Raw genomic sequence first — 17397 nt, forward strand, 5'->3', positions numbered from 1 at the left:
TGGGAATAAAGCTTTGAGCGATTACTTCAAGAATGCCGTATTGTGGCTAATAATACTTGGTGTTCTGATTTTAATTTTCAGTAATATCAGTGACCGCAATAAGCCTACTGCGATGAAATATTCAGATTTCGTTGCAGCGGTGAATGCTGGCCAAATTAAGCAAGTCACAATTGACGGTTTAAATATTAATGGTGAAAAAACTAACGGATCACAGTTTGAAACTGTTCGTCCGCAAGTTGAAGACACTGAGCTTATGCCGAGCTTAAATAAGCAAAATGTTGTTGTAGAGGGAACGGCTCCTCAACGTCAAGGCATTTTGATGCAACTTCTCATTGCTAGTTTCCCTGTACTGTTAATCATTTTGTTATTCATGTTCTTTATGCGTAACATGGGTGGTGGTGCAGGCGGAAAAAATGGACCGATGAGTTTTGGTAAATCGAAGGCAAAAATGCTTTCTGAAGACCAAATCAAAGTCAATTTTTCTGACGTCGCCGGCTGTGATGAAGCAAAACAAGAAGTTGTTGAAATTGTAGATTTCTTAAAAGACCCAGCAAAATTCAAACGTTTGGGCGCTACGATTCCTCGTGGCGTACTTATGGTTGGACCTCCTGGTACTGGTAAAACGTTATTAGCCAAAGCAATTGCTGGTGAAGCTAAAGTTCCTTTCTTCAGCATTTCAGGTTCTGACTTTGTAGAAATGTTCGTGGGTGTGGGTGCGTCTCGTGTCCGTGATATGTTCGAGCAAGCGAAGCGTCATGCGCCTTGTATTATCTTTATTGATGAGATTGATGCAGTAGGTCGTCACCGTGGTTCAGGTACAGGTGGTGGTCATGATGAGCGTGAGCAAACCTTAAACCAAATGCTCGTAGAGATGGATGGTTTTGAAGGTAACGAAGGTGTAATCGTAATTGCTGCGACAAACCGTGTTGATGTGCTGGATAAAGCATTATTACGTCCAGGTCGTTTTGACCGTCAAGTAATGGTCGGTTTACCTGACATTCGTGGTCGTGAGCAAATTCTGAATGTACATTTGAAAAAATTACCTTCAGTTACGGGAGTGGATGTTAAAGTTCTATCTCGTGGTACTCCAGGTTTCTCTGGTGCACAGTTGGCAAACCTTGTGAACGAAGCTGCATTATTTGCTGCACGTCGTAATAAGAATACTGTCGACATGCATGACTTTGAAGATGCAAAAGACAAGATCTACATGGGGCCAGAACGTAAGTCGATGGTTTTACGTGAAGAAGAGCGTCGTGCAACTGCTTATCATGAGGCGGGTCATGCGATTGTTGCTGAGATTTTGCCAGGTACAGATCCTGTTCATAAAGTAACGATTATGCCACGTGGTTGGGCTTTGGGTGTAACTTGGCAGTTACCTGAACAAGACCAAATTAGCCATTATAAAGACAAGATGCTAAACGAAATTGCAATTTTGTTTGGTGGACGTATTGCTGAAGAAGTATTTATTCAACAGCAATCTACTGGTGCTTCAAACGACTTTGAGCGAGCTACTAAAATGGCACGTGCGATGGTTACGAAGTACGGTATGTCTGACAAAATGGGTGTCATGGTTTACGAAGATGAAAACCAAAATGGTTTCTTTGGAAATGTAGGAAGCCGTACGATTTCTGAAGCAACTCAACAGTTAGTTGATGAAGAAGTACGTCGTATTCTTGATGAGCAATACAAAGTTGCACGTAATATCTTGGAAGGTAATAAAGATATTGCACATGCAATGGTAAAAGCTTTGATGGAATGGGAAACTATTGATCGTGATCAAATCCGTGACATTATGGAAGGTCGTGAGCCACAACCACCTAAAGTATATGTTGCTGAAAACCCAGTGGCTGCATTTGAACCACCAAAAGATGGTCCATCTACACCGCCACCATTGCCAGCAATGAACTAATTAGTAAATAAAAAAAAGCCACAGTCATGTGGCTTTTTTTTGGGGATGAATTTAATAAAAGCTGAAAACAAATCAACACTATAGATAGTTGATAATTGCTAAAATACTTATCAGATTTTAAACCGGAGCTTTTTATGCAGTTAATGCCTTTACCTCAGCAAATTTTAGAGTGTGGACAGCTTCAGTTGGATCTATCACAGCCTCACGTTATGGGTATTTTAAATGTCACACCCGATTCTTTTAGTGATGGTGGAAAACATAATCAAGTAGATCAAGCTATTGCTCATGCGCTAGTCATGATAGAACAGGGTGTTACCATTATTGATATTGGTGGAGAATCTACTCGCCCGGGGGCGTCTGAGGTAAGTGTAGAAGAGGAAATTAGAAGAGTTGTACCTGTAGTTGAAGCTTTGGCCAAACATGATGTGATTCTGTCAATTGATACAAGTCAGCCAGATGTTATTCGTGCAGCGAAAGAGGCAGGAGCACATATTTGGAATGATGTACGTGCGCTTACTCGACCAAATGCTTTAAAAACGGCAGTAGAGCTAGATATACCTGTGGTAATTATGCACATGCGTGGTGAACCCACTACGATGAATCAGCTAGACCGATATACAGACGTAACCTTGGATGTTATAGCAGAGCTCCAGCAGCGTGTGAATGAGGCTTTAAAGGCAGGCGTAAAAAAACAAAATATTATTATTGATCCCGGGTTTGGTTTTGCAAAAAATGCGCAGCAAAATTTAAGACTTCTCAATGAATTTTGGAAGCTTAATGAAATGGGTTATCCAATTTTATCTGGTCTTTCTCGTAAACGTTTTATTGGTGAAGCCTTGCAAGGTGCAGCCGCAGATCAGCGCGCTGTAGGAAGCGTTACGGGGCATTTGCTGAGTATTCAGCAAGGTGCATCCATTGTTAGAGCACATGACGTGAAAGCAATGACAGATGCAATACGGGTTTGGAAAGCGATGATACAAGCTTATTGAAATAGGCTGTATAGAATCAAAGGGTGATCATTAATTGATTGGGCTAGATGGCTGAGTCAGGGAAAATGATCGTTATTCTTTGGAAAATATGTTATAAGCGGCAAGTTTTTGCTGTTGTGTAAACTTTTGTATGTTCGAAGACTTACTTCTCCCAATGTTTGATGATGAATATTATCCAGATATTTTAGTCGCTGAACTCAAGCAGTTGATTGAACAATTTGCTAAAAAAGTTCAGAAACCTGCTTTAGCTGAGCAGGATATCTATCGATATGCTCATCAAACTGTTATTGAAATTAATGAAATGAAACCTCAGTTTGAGGATCTAGATTCTTCCTTGGATGATAGTGCTGCTGACTATATTGCTGAGGCAATGATGATGGTGGCACAGGATGCAGGATATTTAGACCTTGAAATGGAAGAACTGGTGATGAATCGAGAGTGGTGATTACTCTCGATTTTCTCAATTTTTAAAATTAAATTTCCATTCACCTGTTCATTTTCTTCTGCCAATACGCTGATCCAATAGTTTTTTCTTATGGCTATCATTTTCATCAGATATAAAAAAACCAGCTTACGCTGGATTCTTTGTAACACCATATTCAATATTTGAAAATGGTGCCCGGGGCCGGACTCGAACCGGCACGCTTTGTGGGCGGGGGATTTTAAATCCCCTGTGTCTACCTATTTCACCACCCGGGCATGTGCGCAATAATAGAGGACAAGTGCACGATTGGCAAGAGAAAATCAGAGAGTTTGCTTTATTTTCAATCAGTTCTTGTCAGTATTGATATAAATTAACCAGTTTATGTCATGATTTGTTCATTAAACTGAGATCAGTTGTTCATCTTATTTACCTAAATTTAAGACACTCATTGCTTAAAACTTAGGTAATTTTATGTCAGAAAAAATTTCACGCCGAGAATTAATTCAAAAAAGTCTATTCGGTTTTGGGGCACTATCTTTGCCTGTTGCTTTTACAGGGTGTAATGATGGTTCCGATGATGAAAGTTCAGAAGTGCAAGCAGATTTCCTTCATGGGGTAGCAAGTGGGGATCCATTACAAGACAGAGTCATTTTGTGGACACGTGTGACACCGACAGATTTTGGGGTGCGCCTGAAAGTAACTTGGGAAATTGCCACCGATAATCAATTTACTCAGAATTTAAAGACTGGTACGGTTCAAACGACTAAAACTGACGATTTTACCGTGAAGGTGGATGCAACAGGTCTACAGGCGGGTACGACTTATTATTATCGCTTTCGATTTGGTAGCATAGTCTCGCCAGTAGGGCAAACAAAAACATTACCTGTAACTACCAATAAGGTCAGCTTCGCAGTATGTTCTTGTTCTAATTATCCTGCGGGTTATTTTTATGTATACCGTGAAATGGCAAAACAGAATGTGGATGTAGTCATTCATTTGGGCGATTATATTTATGAATATGGGGCTGATGGCTATGCGACAGAAGATGCTGCAAAGCTGGGCCGTACTTTGCCCTCAGATAATAATAAAGAAATTATTAAATTAGATGATTATCGCAAACGTTATGCGCTGTATCGTCAAGATAAAGACTTACAGGCAGCGCATCAGCGTCATCCTTTTATTGTGATTTGGGATGATCATGAGCTAGCGAATGATACTTGGCGCGAAGGTGCAGAAAATCATCAAAGTAATGAAGGCCCTTTCTTGGAACGTAAATTAGCTGCTCTACAAGCTTATTTTGAATGGATGCCAATTCGCCCAGTGTCTAGTGCCGATCATTTGAATATTTATCGTCAATTTAATTTTGGCTCATTGGTTGAGCTGACGATGCTGGATACACGTATTATTGCGCGAGATAAACAGCTTGAATATAAAGATTACATGACCGCTTCTGGTTTAGATGCTCAAAAATTTCAGACTGATTTAACAGATCCAAAGCGTACTTTAATGGGACACACACAAAGAGGCTGGTTGGTTGATAAATTAAAGCAATCGACGGCAATATGGAATGTGATTGGTCAGCAAGTTTTAATGAGTAAAATGTGGATTCCTGCTGAATTGTTGGCTTCTCTAGGGCGAATTACTTCAGGGGGAGCTTCGCCTGAAACGCTAGCTAAAATGAATGCACAAATTACAGAATTAGTCACATTAAAGTTACGACTAGAGCAGGGTGATTCAACTTTAACTATTCAAGAAAAAGCGCGAGTCACAACTTTAGTTCCATATAACCTTGATGCTTGGGATGGGTACTATGCTGAGCGAGAGTTTATGTATGATAAGTTGGTAGAGTTTAATAAGAAAATTATTGTTTTGGCTGGCGATACCCATAATGCATGGACCTCTTACTTGTATAGCCAAAAAGGGGAATATGTTGGTGTTGAACTGGCAACAAGCTCGGTTTCTTCACCAGGCCTTGAAAAATATTTAAGTATTCCGCTAGCTCAGTTGCAACAGTTTGAATTTGCTTTTACTACGCTTATCGATGAGTTGGCCTATTGTAATTTAAATCAGCGGGGCTATCTGGTAGTCACGCTTGATGATAAACAGGTGCAATCGGATTGGATTTTTGTAGATTCAATTAAAAATGCAGAATATAAAGTAGATTCAAGCCGACACTATCAATTAGTGTTGGATGCGAATTTAACACCTGAAAAAGATAAGCAAAAAACTGCTTAGATATATGGGGGAAGGGATAGTAATAAATATCCCTTTTTTTAGGCATAAAAAAACCAGCTTACGCTGGATTCTTTATTGCACCAATTTCTGTACTAGAAAGTGGTGCCCGGGGCCGGACTCGAACCGGCACGCTTTGTGGGCGGGGGATTTTAAATCCCCTGTGTCTACCTATTTCACCACCCGGGCTTTACCAAATTTGGAGGCGGAGGTCGGAATCGAACCGGCGTCCACGGAGTTGCAGTCCGCTGCATGACCACTCTGCCACCCCGCCTACATTTGGTGATGCACATATTAGCAACCTTTAGAAAAAAAACAATACTGTTTTGAGATAAGATGAACATAAAAGCAACATCTAGAATAAATTTGCCCAAATAATCATGTATTATTGGCACATTAAATTCATGTCTACCTTGGAGATGTGCTGTGGCATTGGTTTTAGACGGTCGTGCATTAGCAAAGCAAATTGAAGAAAATTTGTCAGTACGTGTTGAAGCTTTAAAAGCTAAAACAGGTCGTACCCCAATTTTGGCGACTATTTTGGTTGGGGATGATGGCGCATCTGCAACTTATGTACGCATGAAAGGAAATGCTTGCCGTCGAGTTGGCATGGATTCTTTAAAAATTGAATTACCACAAGAAACGACAACAGAACAATTATTAGCAGAAATTGAAAAACTTAATGCTAATCCAGATGTGCACGGTATTCTTTTACAACATCCAGTTCCTGCACAAATTGATGAGCGCGCATGTTTCGATGCAATCTCATTAGCTAAAGATGTTGATGGCGTAACGTGTCTTGGCTTTGGCCGTATGGCTATGGGTGAAGCTGCATATGGTTCAGCGACTCCTGCTGGCATCATGACGATTTTAAAAGAAAATAATATCGAAATTGCTGGTAAACATGCAGTTGTGGTTGGTCGTTCAGCAATTTTAGGTAAACCAATGGCAATGATGTTATTGCAAGCCAATGCAACAGTAACGATTTGCCATTCACGTACACAAAATTTACCTGAGCTGGTAAAACAAGCTGACATTATTGTGGGTGCAGTGGGTAAAGCTGAACTGATCCAAAAAGACTGGATTAAACAAGGTGCAGTGGTTGTTGATGCTGGTTTCCATCCGCGTGATGGCGGTGGTGTTGGTGATATCCAACTACAAGGTATTGAAGAAATTGCTTCTGCTTACACGCCAGTACCAGGTGGTGTTGGTCCAATGACAATTACAACTTTGATTCGTCAAACTGTAGAAGCTGCTGAAAAAGCTTTAGGTTAATTTAATTTAATCACGACGGCGTCCTACCGTTTAACGCAAATGTTAGGAGCTCGTATGTTACTTTTCTTTCGGGAAAAGTAACCAAAACCATTTGTCATCCGCAAAACTCGTCAGCTACTGGTTAGCTCTAGATGGGTCGCAGAAACATTTTAGTCTAATGTAGCCCTGCCTCGAACAATTGCGGATGACGTTAACGTGTATCAAATAGTAATTATAAATTGTTGAGCTTATTTATGAGCTGCACTTTTCAATTGACCAAAGCCCCTGAACATTTACTTCAAGCACTCAATGAAGTTATTCCCAATTGTGAATTGATGGTACAACAGTTACCAGAAACACCTATTTCTTTATGGTTGATTCCACCTGTTTTTCCAACTGATCGCTTAGATGACGAAGTTATTCGCCGCATTTGGAATGATACGCCGTATTGGATCTTCTGTTGGGCTTCAGGTTTGGCGATGGCTCAGTGGTTACTTGCAGAGCCACATCATGTTAAAGATAAAGTCGTTTTGGATTTTGGAGCGGGTTCCGGTGTAGTCGCAATTGCTGCAAAAATGGCAGGAGCAAAACGAGTAATATGCTGTGATATTGATCAGGTTAGTTTAAATGCTTGTCGCGAAAACGCTTTGTTGAATGATGTTGAGCTAGAATATTTAGAGGATTTATATAAAGCTGAGCAAGTCGATGTTTTATTGGCAGCTGATGTTTTATATGACCAATGTAATCGGTTCTTCTTAGATGAATTTTTAAAGTTTGCGCCAGAAGTCTGGGTGGCTGATAGTCGTGTTAAAAACTTTAGTCATCCGAAATATCAAAAGATTGATGAAAGAAGTGCTTCTACATGGCCTGATCTGGATGAAGCTAAAGAATTTAGAAATGTGAGTTTTTATAAGACGCTGTAAAAAGAACAGCGTCTTTTTTTATTTTATGAACAAGTATAACGAACAACTTTTAGTGTGCTTGGGCGTGCTTCAAGCGCTTGGCGAGTTGCATAGTCTTCACCATTATTTAAACTAGGTGTATTCGATAAACCAAAAGAAGCACGAGTCTCACCGAGTTGAATTCCATAATGCTCATCTTTTGCTGGATTAGGAATTTCGTTAATACTCAAAACTGATAATTTATAAACTTTCTGAGCGCCTAGCACATTTTGACAAGCGCGTTGTAATTTACGTTCATCGATTTGCTGGTTATTACGACTAGCTAAAGTGTAAGCTAAAGTCGCTGAAGTTTCTGTTTTGTTTTCAATCTGGTATCCAGTTGAACCATTATATTGTCGAGGGGTAGTCTGACAAGCAGTTAAAACAAACATACTACTTAATGCCAAGCATAAAATACTTCTATTCATCAGTATCGTCCTTATTTTCTTATAGCTAGTATCTCATAAAATACAGAGGTTGTTGGGGCTTAATCGCATGTTTGAGCTAACATCGGCGAACGATATTAGCCCTTATGAGAAAATTATTAATGTTCTTTAATTTTTGAATGATGCTTGGTGTCTTTCATGAAAATATAAATAATGAGGGAAATGAAGATCATGATACTGACATAAATAAAGTACCAAGATTCATGTCCAGCTTCTTTAAAACTTAAAGCAAAGAACTCTGCTGTACCGCCGAATAACGTATTAGCAATTGCATAAGGTAAAGCTACCCCTAAAGCGCGAATGTGCGCAGGGAAGAGCTCAGCTTTAACTACGGCATTAATTGATGTATAGCCGGTTACCATGACCAAACCTGCTAAACATAACCAGAAAGCAGTCCAATAGTTGTCTGTCGTTGCAAGGGTATTAAATAGAATATAAGTAAATAGAACCCCAGTTACACCAAAAGCGATCATGAGTGGCTTACGACCAATACGATCAGATAAAGCTCCCGCTACCGGCTGTAGACACATAAAAATAAATAGCGCTAAGGTTGTAATTTGGGTAGCTTCAGGTTTAGTAAATCCAGAAGTATTCACTAAATATTTTTGCAGATAAGTTGTGTAAGTATAGAAAGCTAATGTCCCACCAGCTGTTAAAAACAATACTGTGAACGCTTCTTTCGGATAATGTTTAAATAAAGCAAACATGCCTGATTTGGGCTGGTCTGTTTCAGTTTGAGCATTTTTAAAAGATTGGGTTTCTAATAGGCCGCGTCGAATACGGAAAACTACAATAGCAAGTAAAGCCCCGATAAAGAATGGAATACGCCATCCCCAATCATGAAGTTGTTCTTCGGTTAGTACCATTTGTAAGATTAATAGAACACATAGAGCTGTGAGCTGTCCGGCAATCAATGTTACATATTGGAAGCTAGAGAAAAAACCTCGACGGTTTCTTTCTGCCATTTCACTTAAATAGGTAGCACTAGCACCATATTCGCCGCCTACACTTAAGCCTTGGATTAAACGAGCGACTACTAAAAGAAGAGGGGCAAATACACCAATACTTTCATAACTTGGTGTCACGGCAATAAGCAGCGAACCTACACACATTAATGTGACGGATAGTGTAAGGCCTGCTTTACGCCCTTTACGGTCTGAATAGATTCCCATAATCCATGCACCGATCGGGCGCATGAGAAAGCCTACGGCAAAAATTGCAGCTGCTTGAAGGAGCTGAGCAGTTTGGCTGCCTTTTGGGAAAAATGCATGAGCAAAATAGAGCGTGAATGCGGCATATACATACCAGTCGTACCATTCGACAAGGTTACCCGCAGAACCACCCAAAATTGATTTTAGGCGTGTTTTTGTATCTAAATGAGGTTGTGGAGTTGTTGCGGTAGAAGGTTGATCAACCATGAGTCGCTCCATGTTTCGCTTGGGTTGAATGCTAAAAGAAAAGATTTATTCCGTTTCTACATATTTTCTAGAGGAGTATTTCACTTTATTTTTTTTATGTCTGTAAAACAATGTTTATTATTTAAGCAAAGGAATAAGTTGAATATTTATGTGATTTCAAATTAGCCGATCAATATATTTTCATCATCTAATTCTCATATTTCGCTTATTATTTTTCCCAAGTAGTAAAAAACTGATAAAGAATGAGTGATGTTTAGGCGAAGAATTCCTGTATACCTTAAAAATAATGATATATTCCAAAGAAAATTTTTAATAAATACAGTTAGACATAATGTTTTGGCATTGTGAACTAGATGTGTGTGGATAATGAAAGGGACATTTAGATGTCAAGTTGCCCGAAAAAATATATTGTGGCTTTCGATCAGGGAACTACAAGCTCAAGAGCAATCGTTTTAGATCATGATGCTAACGTTGTAAGTATTGCTCAAAGAGAATTTACTCAGATTTATCCGCAGCCAGGTTGGGTCGAGCATGATCCTATGGAAATTTGGGCAACGCAAAGTGCTGTTTGGGTAGAAGCTCTAGCTCAAGCAGGTATTAAGAGTGAACAAGTTGCAGCAATTGGCATTACAAATCAGCGGGAAACCACAATTGTTTGGGATAAAAAAACAGGCAAGCCTATTTACAATGCGATTGTTTGGCAAAGCAGACAGACGACTGAAATATGCAATCAATTGCATAAAGCAGGATGGCAAGAATACATCCGAAAAACCACAGGTTTAGTGATTGATCCGTATTTTTCAGCCACAAAAATTAAGTGGATTTTAGATCATGTTGAAGGAAGTCGTGAACGCGCTGAGCGAGGAGAGCTGTTGTTCGGTACAGTAGACACTTGGTTAATTTGGAAACTCACCAATGGTGCAGTTCATGTTACTGATTTTACCAATGCTTCACGAACCATGCTTTTTGATATCGAAAAGCTTGAATGGGATGAAAAACTTTTACAAGCTTTAGATATTCCTAGAGCAATGCTACCCGAAGTTCGTAGTTCATCTGAGGTTTATGGATATACACATACCATTAGTGGACAAGAAGTAGGGATCCCAATTGCCGGAATCGCGGGTGATCAGCAGGCTGCGCTTTTTGGTCAAATGTGTGTTGAGTCGGGACAGGCTAAAAATACCTACGGTACCGGCTGTTTTCTACTCATGAATACGGGTAAAAAGATTGTCCGTTCAGAGCATGGATTACTTACAACTATTGCCTGTGGTGCGAGTGGTGAGGTGAACTATGCCTTAGAGGGTGCCGTATTTAACGGTGGTTCTTGCGTACAGTGGTTACGCGATGAATTAAAGGTTATTAAGAATGCTAAGGATTCCGAGCTTTATGCAACACGTGTAAAGGATAATAATGGTGTATATGTAGTACCTGCTTTTACCGGATTAGGAGCACCATATTGGGACCCGACAGCACGCGGCGCAATTTTTGGTCTGACACGTGGGGCTAGTATTGAACATATTATCCGCGCAACTCTAGAGTCTATTGCCTTTCAAACTCGGGATGTTTTAGGTGCCATGCAACAAGATGCAGAGGAAGAGCTTCGTACACTCCGTGTTGATGGAGGAGTAACGGAAAATAATTTCTTGATGCAATTTCAGGCCGATATTTTAACGACACCGGTAGAGCGTCCAATAATGAAAGAAACTACAGCATTGGGTGCAGCTTTCTTAGCAGGGTTGGCCACTGGTTTTTGGCAAGATCTTCATGAGTTAAGAAATAAATCTGCCATAGAAAAGGTATTTGAACCGAAAATGTCTTCTGAGCAATCCGAGCTGATTTATAAAGGATGGCTCAAGGCAGTGAAGCGTAGTCAAAGTTGGGCTGAGGATTGATCTATTCTTTAGCTGGTTGAATTCAATAGTGGGGTAATCAATTAACGATTAAATACTTGGTTATTTAAAATTGATTATTCTACTTTTTTGATTGTTGTTTCATCAATTTGATGGTTTAATTTTTATAAGATCAACAATAAAAAGAAAATGAGAAATGACAGTACAGCCTAATGATTATTCAAAAATATATGATCTTGCCGTAATTGGTGGCGGTATTAATGGCGTCGGTATTACTAATGATGCAGCAGGCCGTGGTCTGTCCGTATTTTTATGTGAAAAAGATGATTTAGCTAGCCACACCTCATCTGCTAGTAGCAAATTAATCCATGGTGGTCTGCGCTATTTAGAACATAAAGAATTTAGATTGGTTAGAGAGGCTCTAGCAGAGCGTGAAGTGCTATTGGCTAAAGCTCCACATATTATTAAACCTATGCGTTTTATTATGCCTCATCGACCACATTTACGCCCTGCATGGTTAATTCGTGCAGGACTGTTTTTTTATGATCACTTGGGAAAACGAGAAAAATTATTAGGTTCGAATCTTATTTACTTCAAAGAAAATAGCCCTTTAAAACCAGCTATCACACGTGGTTTTGAATATTCTGACTGTACTGTAGATGATGCACGTCTTGTAGTGTTAAATGCACTACAGGCCAAAGAGCAGGGTGCTAAAGTCGTGACACGAACACGATGTGTTAAGGCTTATAAAGAACAAGAACTGTGGCATTTGGAATTACAAAGTGGGGCTGAGTTTTATCAGATCCGTGCAAGAGCTTTAGTGAATGCGGCAGGACCTTGGGTCGAGAAGGTTATTAGTGAAAGTCTAAATTTTAGATCGCCTTATCAAATCCGATTAATCCAAGGAAGTCATATTGTTGTACCAAAACTATATGATTGTCATAAAGCCTTTATTATGCAAAATGAAGACCGACGCATCGTTTTTGCAATTCCATATTTAGAAAAATATACGTTGATTGGTACGACAGATCAGGAATATACAGGTGATCCACAAAAGGTAGAGATTACCGATGTAGAAATAGATTACCTCTTAACCGTGACCAATTCACATTTTAAAAAGCAGTTAACTCGAGCTGATATTGTAAGTCAGTACTCGGGTGTACGTGCGTTATGTGATGATGAGTCAGATAACCCATCTGCAATTACCCGTGACTATACTCTGGCACTGCAGAGTGAACATGAAAAAGCACCTTTGTTATCTGTATTTGGCGGTAAGATCACGACTTATCGGAAATTGGCAGAGGCTGCTTTAGAAGATCTATCCCCGTTTTTTAATGACATGACAGAGGAGTGGACTGCAAACGAGCCCTTACCGGGAGCTGAAAACTGGACAACCTTAGATGATTTAACGCATCAGATCCAGTCCCGTATAAGCGGAGTTTCTGAGTCACTTGCCAATCGTTGGGCGCATGCATATGGCACAAGAGTGTGGAATATGCTTCAAGAGCGAAATGCATTAGAGCAATTGGGCCAAAACTTTGGACATGATCTATTTGAATGTGAAGTTAAATATTTATGTGAATATGAATGGGCGACTACTGCTGAGGATATATTGTGGCGTAGAACCAAACTCGGTCTAGCATTTAATGAAAAACAAGTAAAAGTATTAGAAGCTTATTTATCTGAGCGTCGACAAAAAGATGATGCCGCATAATAAAAAAGGTCGCACATAGCGACCTTTTTTATATTTAGCAATTAGAAGCCAGTTTTTACAGCTTCAAGTAAAGCTGCTTGACGTTCTTTTAATGCTTTAGGTAAGCGATCACCTAGCTTATTAAATAAATCAGTGTGGCTTTCAATTTCAGTAATCCACTGATCTTTATTTTGAGCTGTGATGAGGTCAAACTCTTCTTTAGAGAATTCAGTACCTTGCCAGTTCAAGTCGTCATATGTTGGAACAAGACCAATTGGTGTTTCAACAGCATTTGCACGACCTTCACAACGGTCAATGATCCACTCAAGAACACGCATGTTTTGACCGAAACCAGGCCATACGAAGTTGCCTTCAGCATCACGACGGAACCAGTTTACGTTGAAGATTTTTGGTAATTTATTACCGGCAGCTTCAGCTTTTGTACTTACTTCTTGACCAATGTTTAACCAGTGATCGAAGTAGTCAGCCATATTGTAGCCAGCAAATGGAAGCATCGCGAATGGGTCACGACGAACGATACCTTGTTGACCAACAGCAGCAGCAGTAGTTTCAGAACCCATAGTTGCAGCTTTATATACACCGTCAACCCAGTCGAAAGCTTCAGAAACTAAAGGAACCGTATCTGCACGGCGACCGCCAAAGATAAATGCAGAAATTGGAACACCTGCTGGATTTTCCCAGTCAGCATCGATAGAAGGACATTGACCAGCTGCAACAGTGAAGCGAGCATTTGGATGCGCTGCTTTTTCACCATTTACATGAGGTTGACCTTTCCAGTTTGTTAAGTTTGTTGGAACTTCTTTAGAAAGACCTTCCCACCATACTTGACCATCTTCAGTTACCGCTACGTTTGTATAGATAACATCTTTGTGAAGAGTTGCCATACAGTTAGGGTTAGTCTTGGTATTTGTACCAGGAGCTACACCGAAGAAACCAGCTTCAGGGTTAATCGCATATAAACGACCATCTTCACCTGGTTTGATCCACGCAATATCGTCACCTACAGTTTCGATTTTCCAACCTTCATAACCTGCTGGCGGAATTAACATTGCAAAGTTTGTTTTACCACATGCAGACGGGAATGCAGCAGCGATGTAGTGTTTTTCACCTTGAGGGTTAGTTACACCAAGAATAAGCATGTGTTCAGCTAACCAACCTTGTTCGCGTCCCATGACAGAAGCGATACGAAGAGCTAAACATTTTTTGCCCAGTAATGCGTTACCGCCGTAACCAGAACCGAACGACCAGATTTCACGAGTTTCTGGATAATGAACGATGTATTTTTCAGGGTTACATGGCCAAGCAACATCTTGTTGACCTTCAGCAAGTGGAGCACCTACTGTATGTACACAAGGAACAAACTCACCGTCTGTACCTAATACGTCATAAACTGCTTTACCCATACGAGCCATTTTACGCATGCTAACAGCAACGTAAGGAGAGTCAGTTAACTCAATACCGATATGAGCAATATGGCTACCTAAAGGACCCATAGAGAAAGGAACAACGTACATTGTACGGCCTTCCATTGAGCCTTCAAATAAACCATTTAATTTTTCACGCATAACAGCTGGGTTTTCCCAGTTGTTTGTCGCACCAGCATCTTCTTTATTTTGAGAGCAGATGTAAGTACGGTCTTCAACACGTGCAACGTCAGATGGGTCAGAATTTGCAAGATAAGAACCAGGATGTTTTTCTTGGTTTAATTTCTGCATGGTGCCGTTAGCGATCATCAAGTCGATTAGACGTTGATACTCTTCTTCGCTTCCGTCACACCATTCGATTTTTGCTGGTTTGGTTAAGTTTGCAATTTCTTCAACCCATGCGATAAGCTTAGGATGACGAACGAATTCTGGTGCGTTCACTGTGGTCATGGTGAGGCCTATTCAAAATATGTACAACGTACAAGTCATTCATTGAGAGGTACAATGAAAGATCAAATAAAAAAGTGGCTGTATTAAAGCACAAAATCATAAAAAAAATAAGACTAAAGACTAAGAAATAGATATTTTGATTTTTTAAATTTTTATTATTTAAATCATTAACTTATAGTTTTTCACAATATCTTATTGGTCATATTTTTATGTTGTATGTATGTTATTTATAATATTTATTTATTTAAAAATCAATTAGTTGAATTAAATTTTTTTCTTGAGAATTATTATTGATTATATAGATGATGTTCATTCGAAATTTACATAAAGGGACTTTTATTAGATGTTTTTATATACAATATTTGTGATGAATCCCTCTAAGATAATAAAAATGCGGACTTTAAAACCTCTCTCTATCATCTATAACCAAAAATCGGGTTTTCATGCGTCAAAACATGAAGATATGTATGAGCAGTTAATGACTTTATTCACCGAATTTGGTTTCGAAATACAAGTTTTTGAATTGGCAGAAGATGTTTCCTTTGATGATTTGATGAGTCAAGTGATCCATCGGCATAGTCAAAATACAAATTCAGGCGTTGTCGTTGCAGCGGGTGGGGATGGAACTTTAAATGCAGTAGCGTCAAAGCTTAGACATACTCATATTCCTATGGGAATTTTACCTTTGGGAACCTTTAATTATGTCGCTAAAGTTTTAGATATACCCTTAGATTTGTTAGAAGCTGCTGAAGTTATCGCTACAGGTACATCTCGTTCTGTACATATTGCGACTATTAATGATCATGTTTATTTGAATAATGCGAGCCTAGGGTTGTATCCATTATTTATAAAAAAACGTGAGCTTTATAATAAGTACTTAGGACGTTTACCTTTACATGCCTATACCTCAGCTCTCGATGTCTTGTTAAGAGAAAATAAATCCATGAAACTATCTGTCACAGTTGATGGGAAGAAATATCCAGTTAAAACACCTTTAATTTTCTTTGGTAATAACCAATTGCAATTGTGTGATATGAAATTAAGGATTGCCGATTGTGCTGCACAAGGACGGGTCGCTGGAGTGGTCATTACAAAAAGTGATAGGCTTAGTTTATTAAACATGTTGTGGCAGTGGATTCAAGGCAAAGTAGAAGAAGCACAAGATGTTTATAGTTTTTGTGCAGATCACGTTGTGGTTGAATGTGCAAAAAAATCGAAACTCACAGTTGCTTTAGATGGTGAAATAATAGAGATGAAACCCCCTTTAAATTTCACTGTAGAAAAAAATGCTTTAAATATTATGGTGCCAAATGTTGTTACATCTGTCTGATCTGCATTTTGGAACAGAAATTGAGGCATGTTTAGATGCAATCCGACTTTTTTGCATTCAACATAGACCTGAAGTCATTGTTGTAAGTGGAGATATTACTCAACGTGCCCGATATCAACAGTTTTATAAATGCCGTCAGTTTTTAGATAGTCTTAATATTCCTTACCTTGTTGTGCCTGGTAATCATGATATTCCGTTGTACCATATCTGGAACCGTTTTTTTTCACCGTTTACTCGCTATCAATATTTTTTTGGTCAGCTTGAACCAACTTTAGAAACTGAGCATTTTTATATTGTCGGAGTGAATAGTATACGTCGCCGTTATCATACTCGTGGACATATTTCGATTGAACAAATTCAAACTACATATGAGCGATTACAACGAGCACCAAAAAATAAAATTAAATTAGTTGTTTTTCATCAGCCTTTTTATACTCCACCTGATGATGAGCATGGTATTAAGGATTGCCCTGTATTAGGAAAAATGGCACTTGAAAAATGGAGTACAACAGGGCTATTTGGAATGTTGCATGGGCACTTACATAAAACTGCTGTATATGATTTAACGCAAATTTATCAATTAAAGATTGATCATCCTATTTATGATATTCATGCAGGAACAGCAACTTCTAGCCGTTTACATTACCATGTTCCGAATAGTTTTAATGTCATTTCAAATGAAGGAAAAATTAATCATTATTGGTTTAATGATGATTTAAAGATTTTTCAATTAATTTAATTTATAAAAACACTATAAGACATTTAACTTAAGAGTAGATTGATAAAATTTTATCCATTACAATGCCTAAGCTCAAATTCTATATGTGGGGAATAGAAAAACATTTTAAATGTTTTATCATTTTAAAAATAATATTAATGGATACATAAAAAATTTTTAACTATATAAAAAGCCGCGATTTAAAGTAGCTACAATAAGGGTTTAGTGTTTTATGATAGTTAATAATATTTGATTAAAATGAGTATCTATTTGACTTAATATTTTAGAATAACTTAAT

Annotated in this window: 13 protein-coding genes and 3 tRNA genes; 10 read left to right on the plus strand and 6 right to left on the minus strand. The window is 38.8% G+C overall.

Annotated features, from left to right (window positions below):
* Window positions 1-13: 13 nt before the first annotated feature.
* The 3 genes from ftsH (at window position 14) to POD11_RS05210 (ending at window position 3343) form a co-directional block, all read left to right on the plus strand.
* Complete coding sequence (ftsH, locus tag POD11_RS05200) at window positions 14-1909, plus strand: ATP-dependent zinc metalloprotease FtsH (RefSeq protein ID WP_005803954.1); 1896 nt, start codon at window positions 14-16, stop codon at window positions 1907-1909.
* 134 nt (window positions 1910-2043) lie between these two features.
* A complete protein-coding gene (folP, locus tag POD11_RS05205) occupies window positions 2044-2898 on the plus strand; it encodes a dihydropteroate synthase (protein WP_262456627.1) in 855 nt (284 codons plus the stop codon).
* A gap of 130 nt (window positions 2899-3028) precedes the next feature.
* The gene (locus POD11_RS05210) at window positions 3029-3343 is read left to right on the plus strand and encodes a DUF5713 family protein (protein WP_016140183.1); all 315 of its coding nucleotides are present in this window, start codon (window positions 3029-3031) and stop codon (window positions 3341-3343) included.
* 168 nt (window positions 3344-3511) lie between these two features.
* Here POD11_RS05210 and POD11_RS05215 read toward each other — a convergent pair.
* Window positions 3512-3597 (minus strand) — tRNA-Leu (locus POD11_RS05215).
* Window positions 3598-3793: 196 nt separating this feature from the next.
* On the opposite strand from POD11_RS05215, the gene POD11_RS05220 reads away from it, so the two are divergent.
* Window positions 3794-5557 carry an alkaline phosphatase D family protein gene (locus POD11_RS05220; protein WP_262456628.1) on the plus strand — a complete coding sequence of 588 codons (1764 nt, stop codon included), beginning with the start codon at window positions 3794-3796 and terminating at the stop codon, window positions 5555-5557.
* 100 nt (window positions 5558-5657) lie between these two features.
* Here POD11_RS05220 and POD11_RS05225 read toward each other — a convergent pair.
* Window positions 5658-5743 (minus strand) — tRNA-Leu (locus tag POD11_RS05225).
* Window positions 5744-5754: 11 nt separating this feature from the next.
* Window positions 5755-5828, minus strand: a tRNA-Cys gene (locus tag POD11_RS05230).
* A gap of 152 nt (window positions 5829-5980) precedes the next feature.
* Here POD11_RS05230 and folD point away from each other — a divergent pair.
* Entirely contained in the window at window positions 5981-6829 is an 849-nt protein-coding gene (gene folD / locus POD11_RS05235; RefSeq protein WP_016140185.1) for a bifunctional methylenetetrahydrofolate dehydrogenase/methenyltetrahydrofolate cyclohydrolase FolD, read from the plus strand.
* 233 nt (window positions 6830-7062) lie between these two features.
* Window positions 7063-7731: a class I SAM-dependent methyltransferase gene (locus POD11_RS05240; protein WP_262456629.1), complete on the plus strand. Its 669-nt coding sequence runs from the start codon at window positions 7063-7065 to the stop codon at window positions 7729-7731.
* A 23-nt stretch (window positions 7732-7754) separates the two neighbouring features.
* On the opposite strand, the gene POD11_RS05245 is transcribed toward POD11_RS05240, so the two are convergent.
* Together POD11_RS05245 and POD11_RS05250 are read right to left on the minus strand one after the other, a co-directional pair.
* Window positions 7755-8177, minus strand: coding sequence for a hypothetical protein (locus tag POD11_RS05245; protein WP_125697390.1), 423 nt, complete (start codon window positions 8175-8177; stop codon window positions 7755-7757).
* A 116-nt stretch (window positions 8178-8293) separates the two neighbouring features.
* Entirely contained in the window at window positions 8294-9625 is a 1332-nt protein-coding gene (locus tag POD11_RS05250) for an MFS transporter (protein ID WP_080649424.1), read from the minus strand.
* A gap of 371 nt (window positions 9626-9996) precedes the next feature.
* Between POD11_RS05250 and glpK the strand changes: the two genes are divergently transcribed.
* On the plus strand, window positions 9997-11505 hold the full coding sequence (gene glpK / locus POD11_RS05255) for a glycerol kinase GlpK (RefSeq protein ID WP_262456630.1): 1509 nt from the start codon (window positions 9997-9999) through the stop codon (window positions 11503-11505).
* Between the two features lie 154 nt (window positions 11506-11659).
* Window positions 11660-13177: a glycerol-3-phosphate dehydrogenase gene (glpD, locus tag POD11_RS05260; protein ID WP_262456631.1), complete on the plus strand. Its 1518-nt coding sequence runs from the start codon at window positions 11660-11662 to the stop codon at window positions 13175-13177.
* Between the two features lie 41 nt (window positions 13178-13218).
* Here glpD and POD11_RS05265 read toward each other — a convergent pair whose 3' ends face one another.
* Window positions 13219-15051 carry a phosphoenolpyruvate carboxykinase (GTP) gene (locus POD11_RS05265; protein ID WP_031949122.1) on the minus strand — a complete coding sequence of 611 codons (1833 nt, stop codon included), beginning with the start codon at window positions 15049-15051 and terminating at the stop codon, window positions 13219-13221.
* A gap of 391 nt (window positions 15052-15442) precedes the next feature.
* On the opposite strand from POD11_RS05265, the gene POD11_RS05270 reads away from it, so the two are divergent.
* Together POD11_RS05270 and POD11_RS05275 are read left to right on the plus strand one after the other, a co-directional pair.
* Window positions 15443-16381, plus strand: a complete 939-nt coding sequence (locus POD11_RS05270) for a diacylglycerol/lipid kinase family protein (RefSeq protein ID WP_262456775.1) — start codon at window positions 15443-15445, stop codon at window positions 16379-16381.
* Window positions 16362-17120, plus strand: coding sequence for a metallophosphoesterase family protein (locus POD11_RS05275; RefSeq protein WP_262456632.1), 759 nt, complete (start codon window positions 16362-16364; stop codon window positions 17118-17120). Before POD11_RS05270 ends, POD11_RS05275 begins: the two co-directional genes overlap by 20 nt.
* The last annotated feature ends 277 nt before the right edge of the window (window positions 17121-17397 follow it).

Origin of the sequence: Acinetobacter sp. P1(2023) (assembly GCF_028367635.1) — a bacterium.
In the GTDB taxonomy this organism is placed as follows: Bacteria; Pseudomonadota; Gammaproteobacteria; order Pseudomonadales; family Moraxellaceae; genus Acinetobacter; species Acinetobacter pittii_E.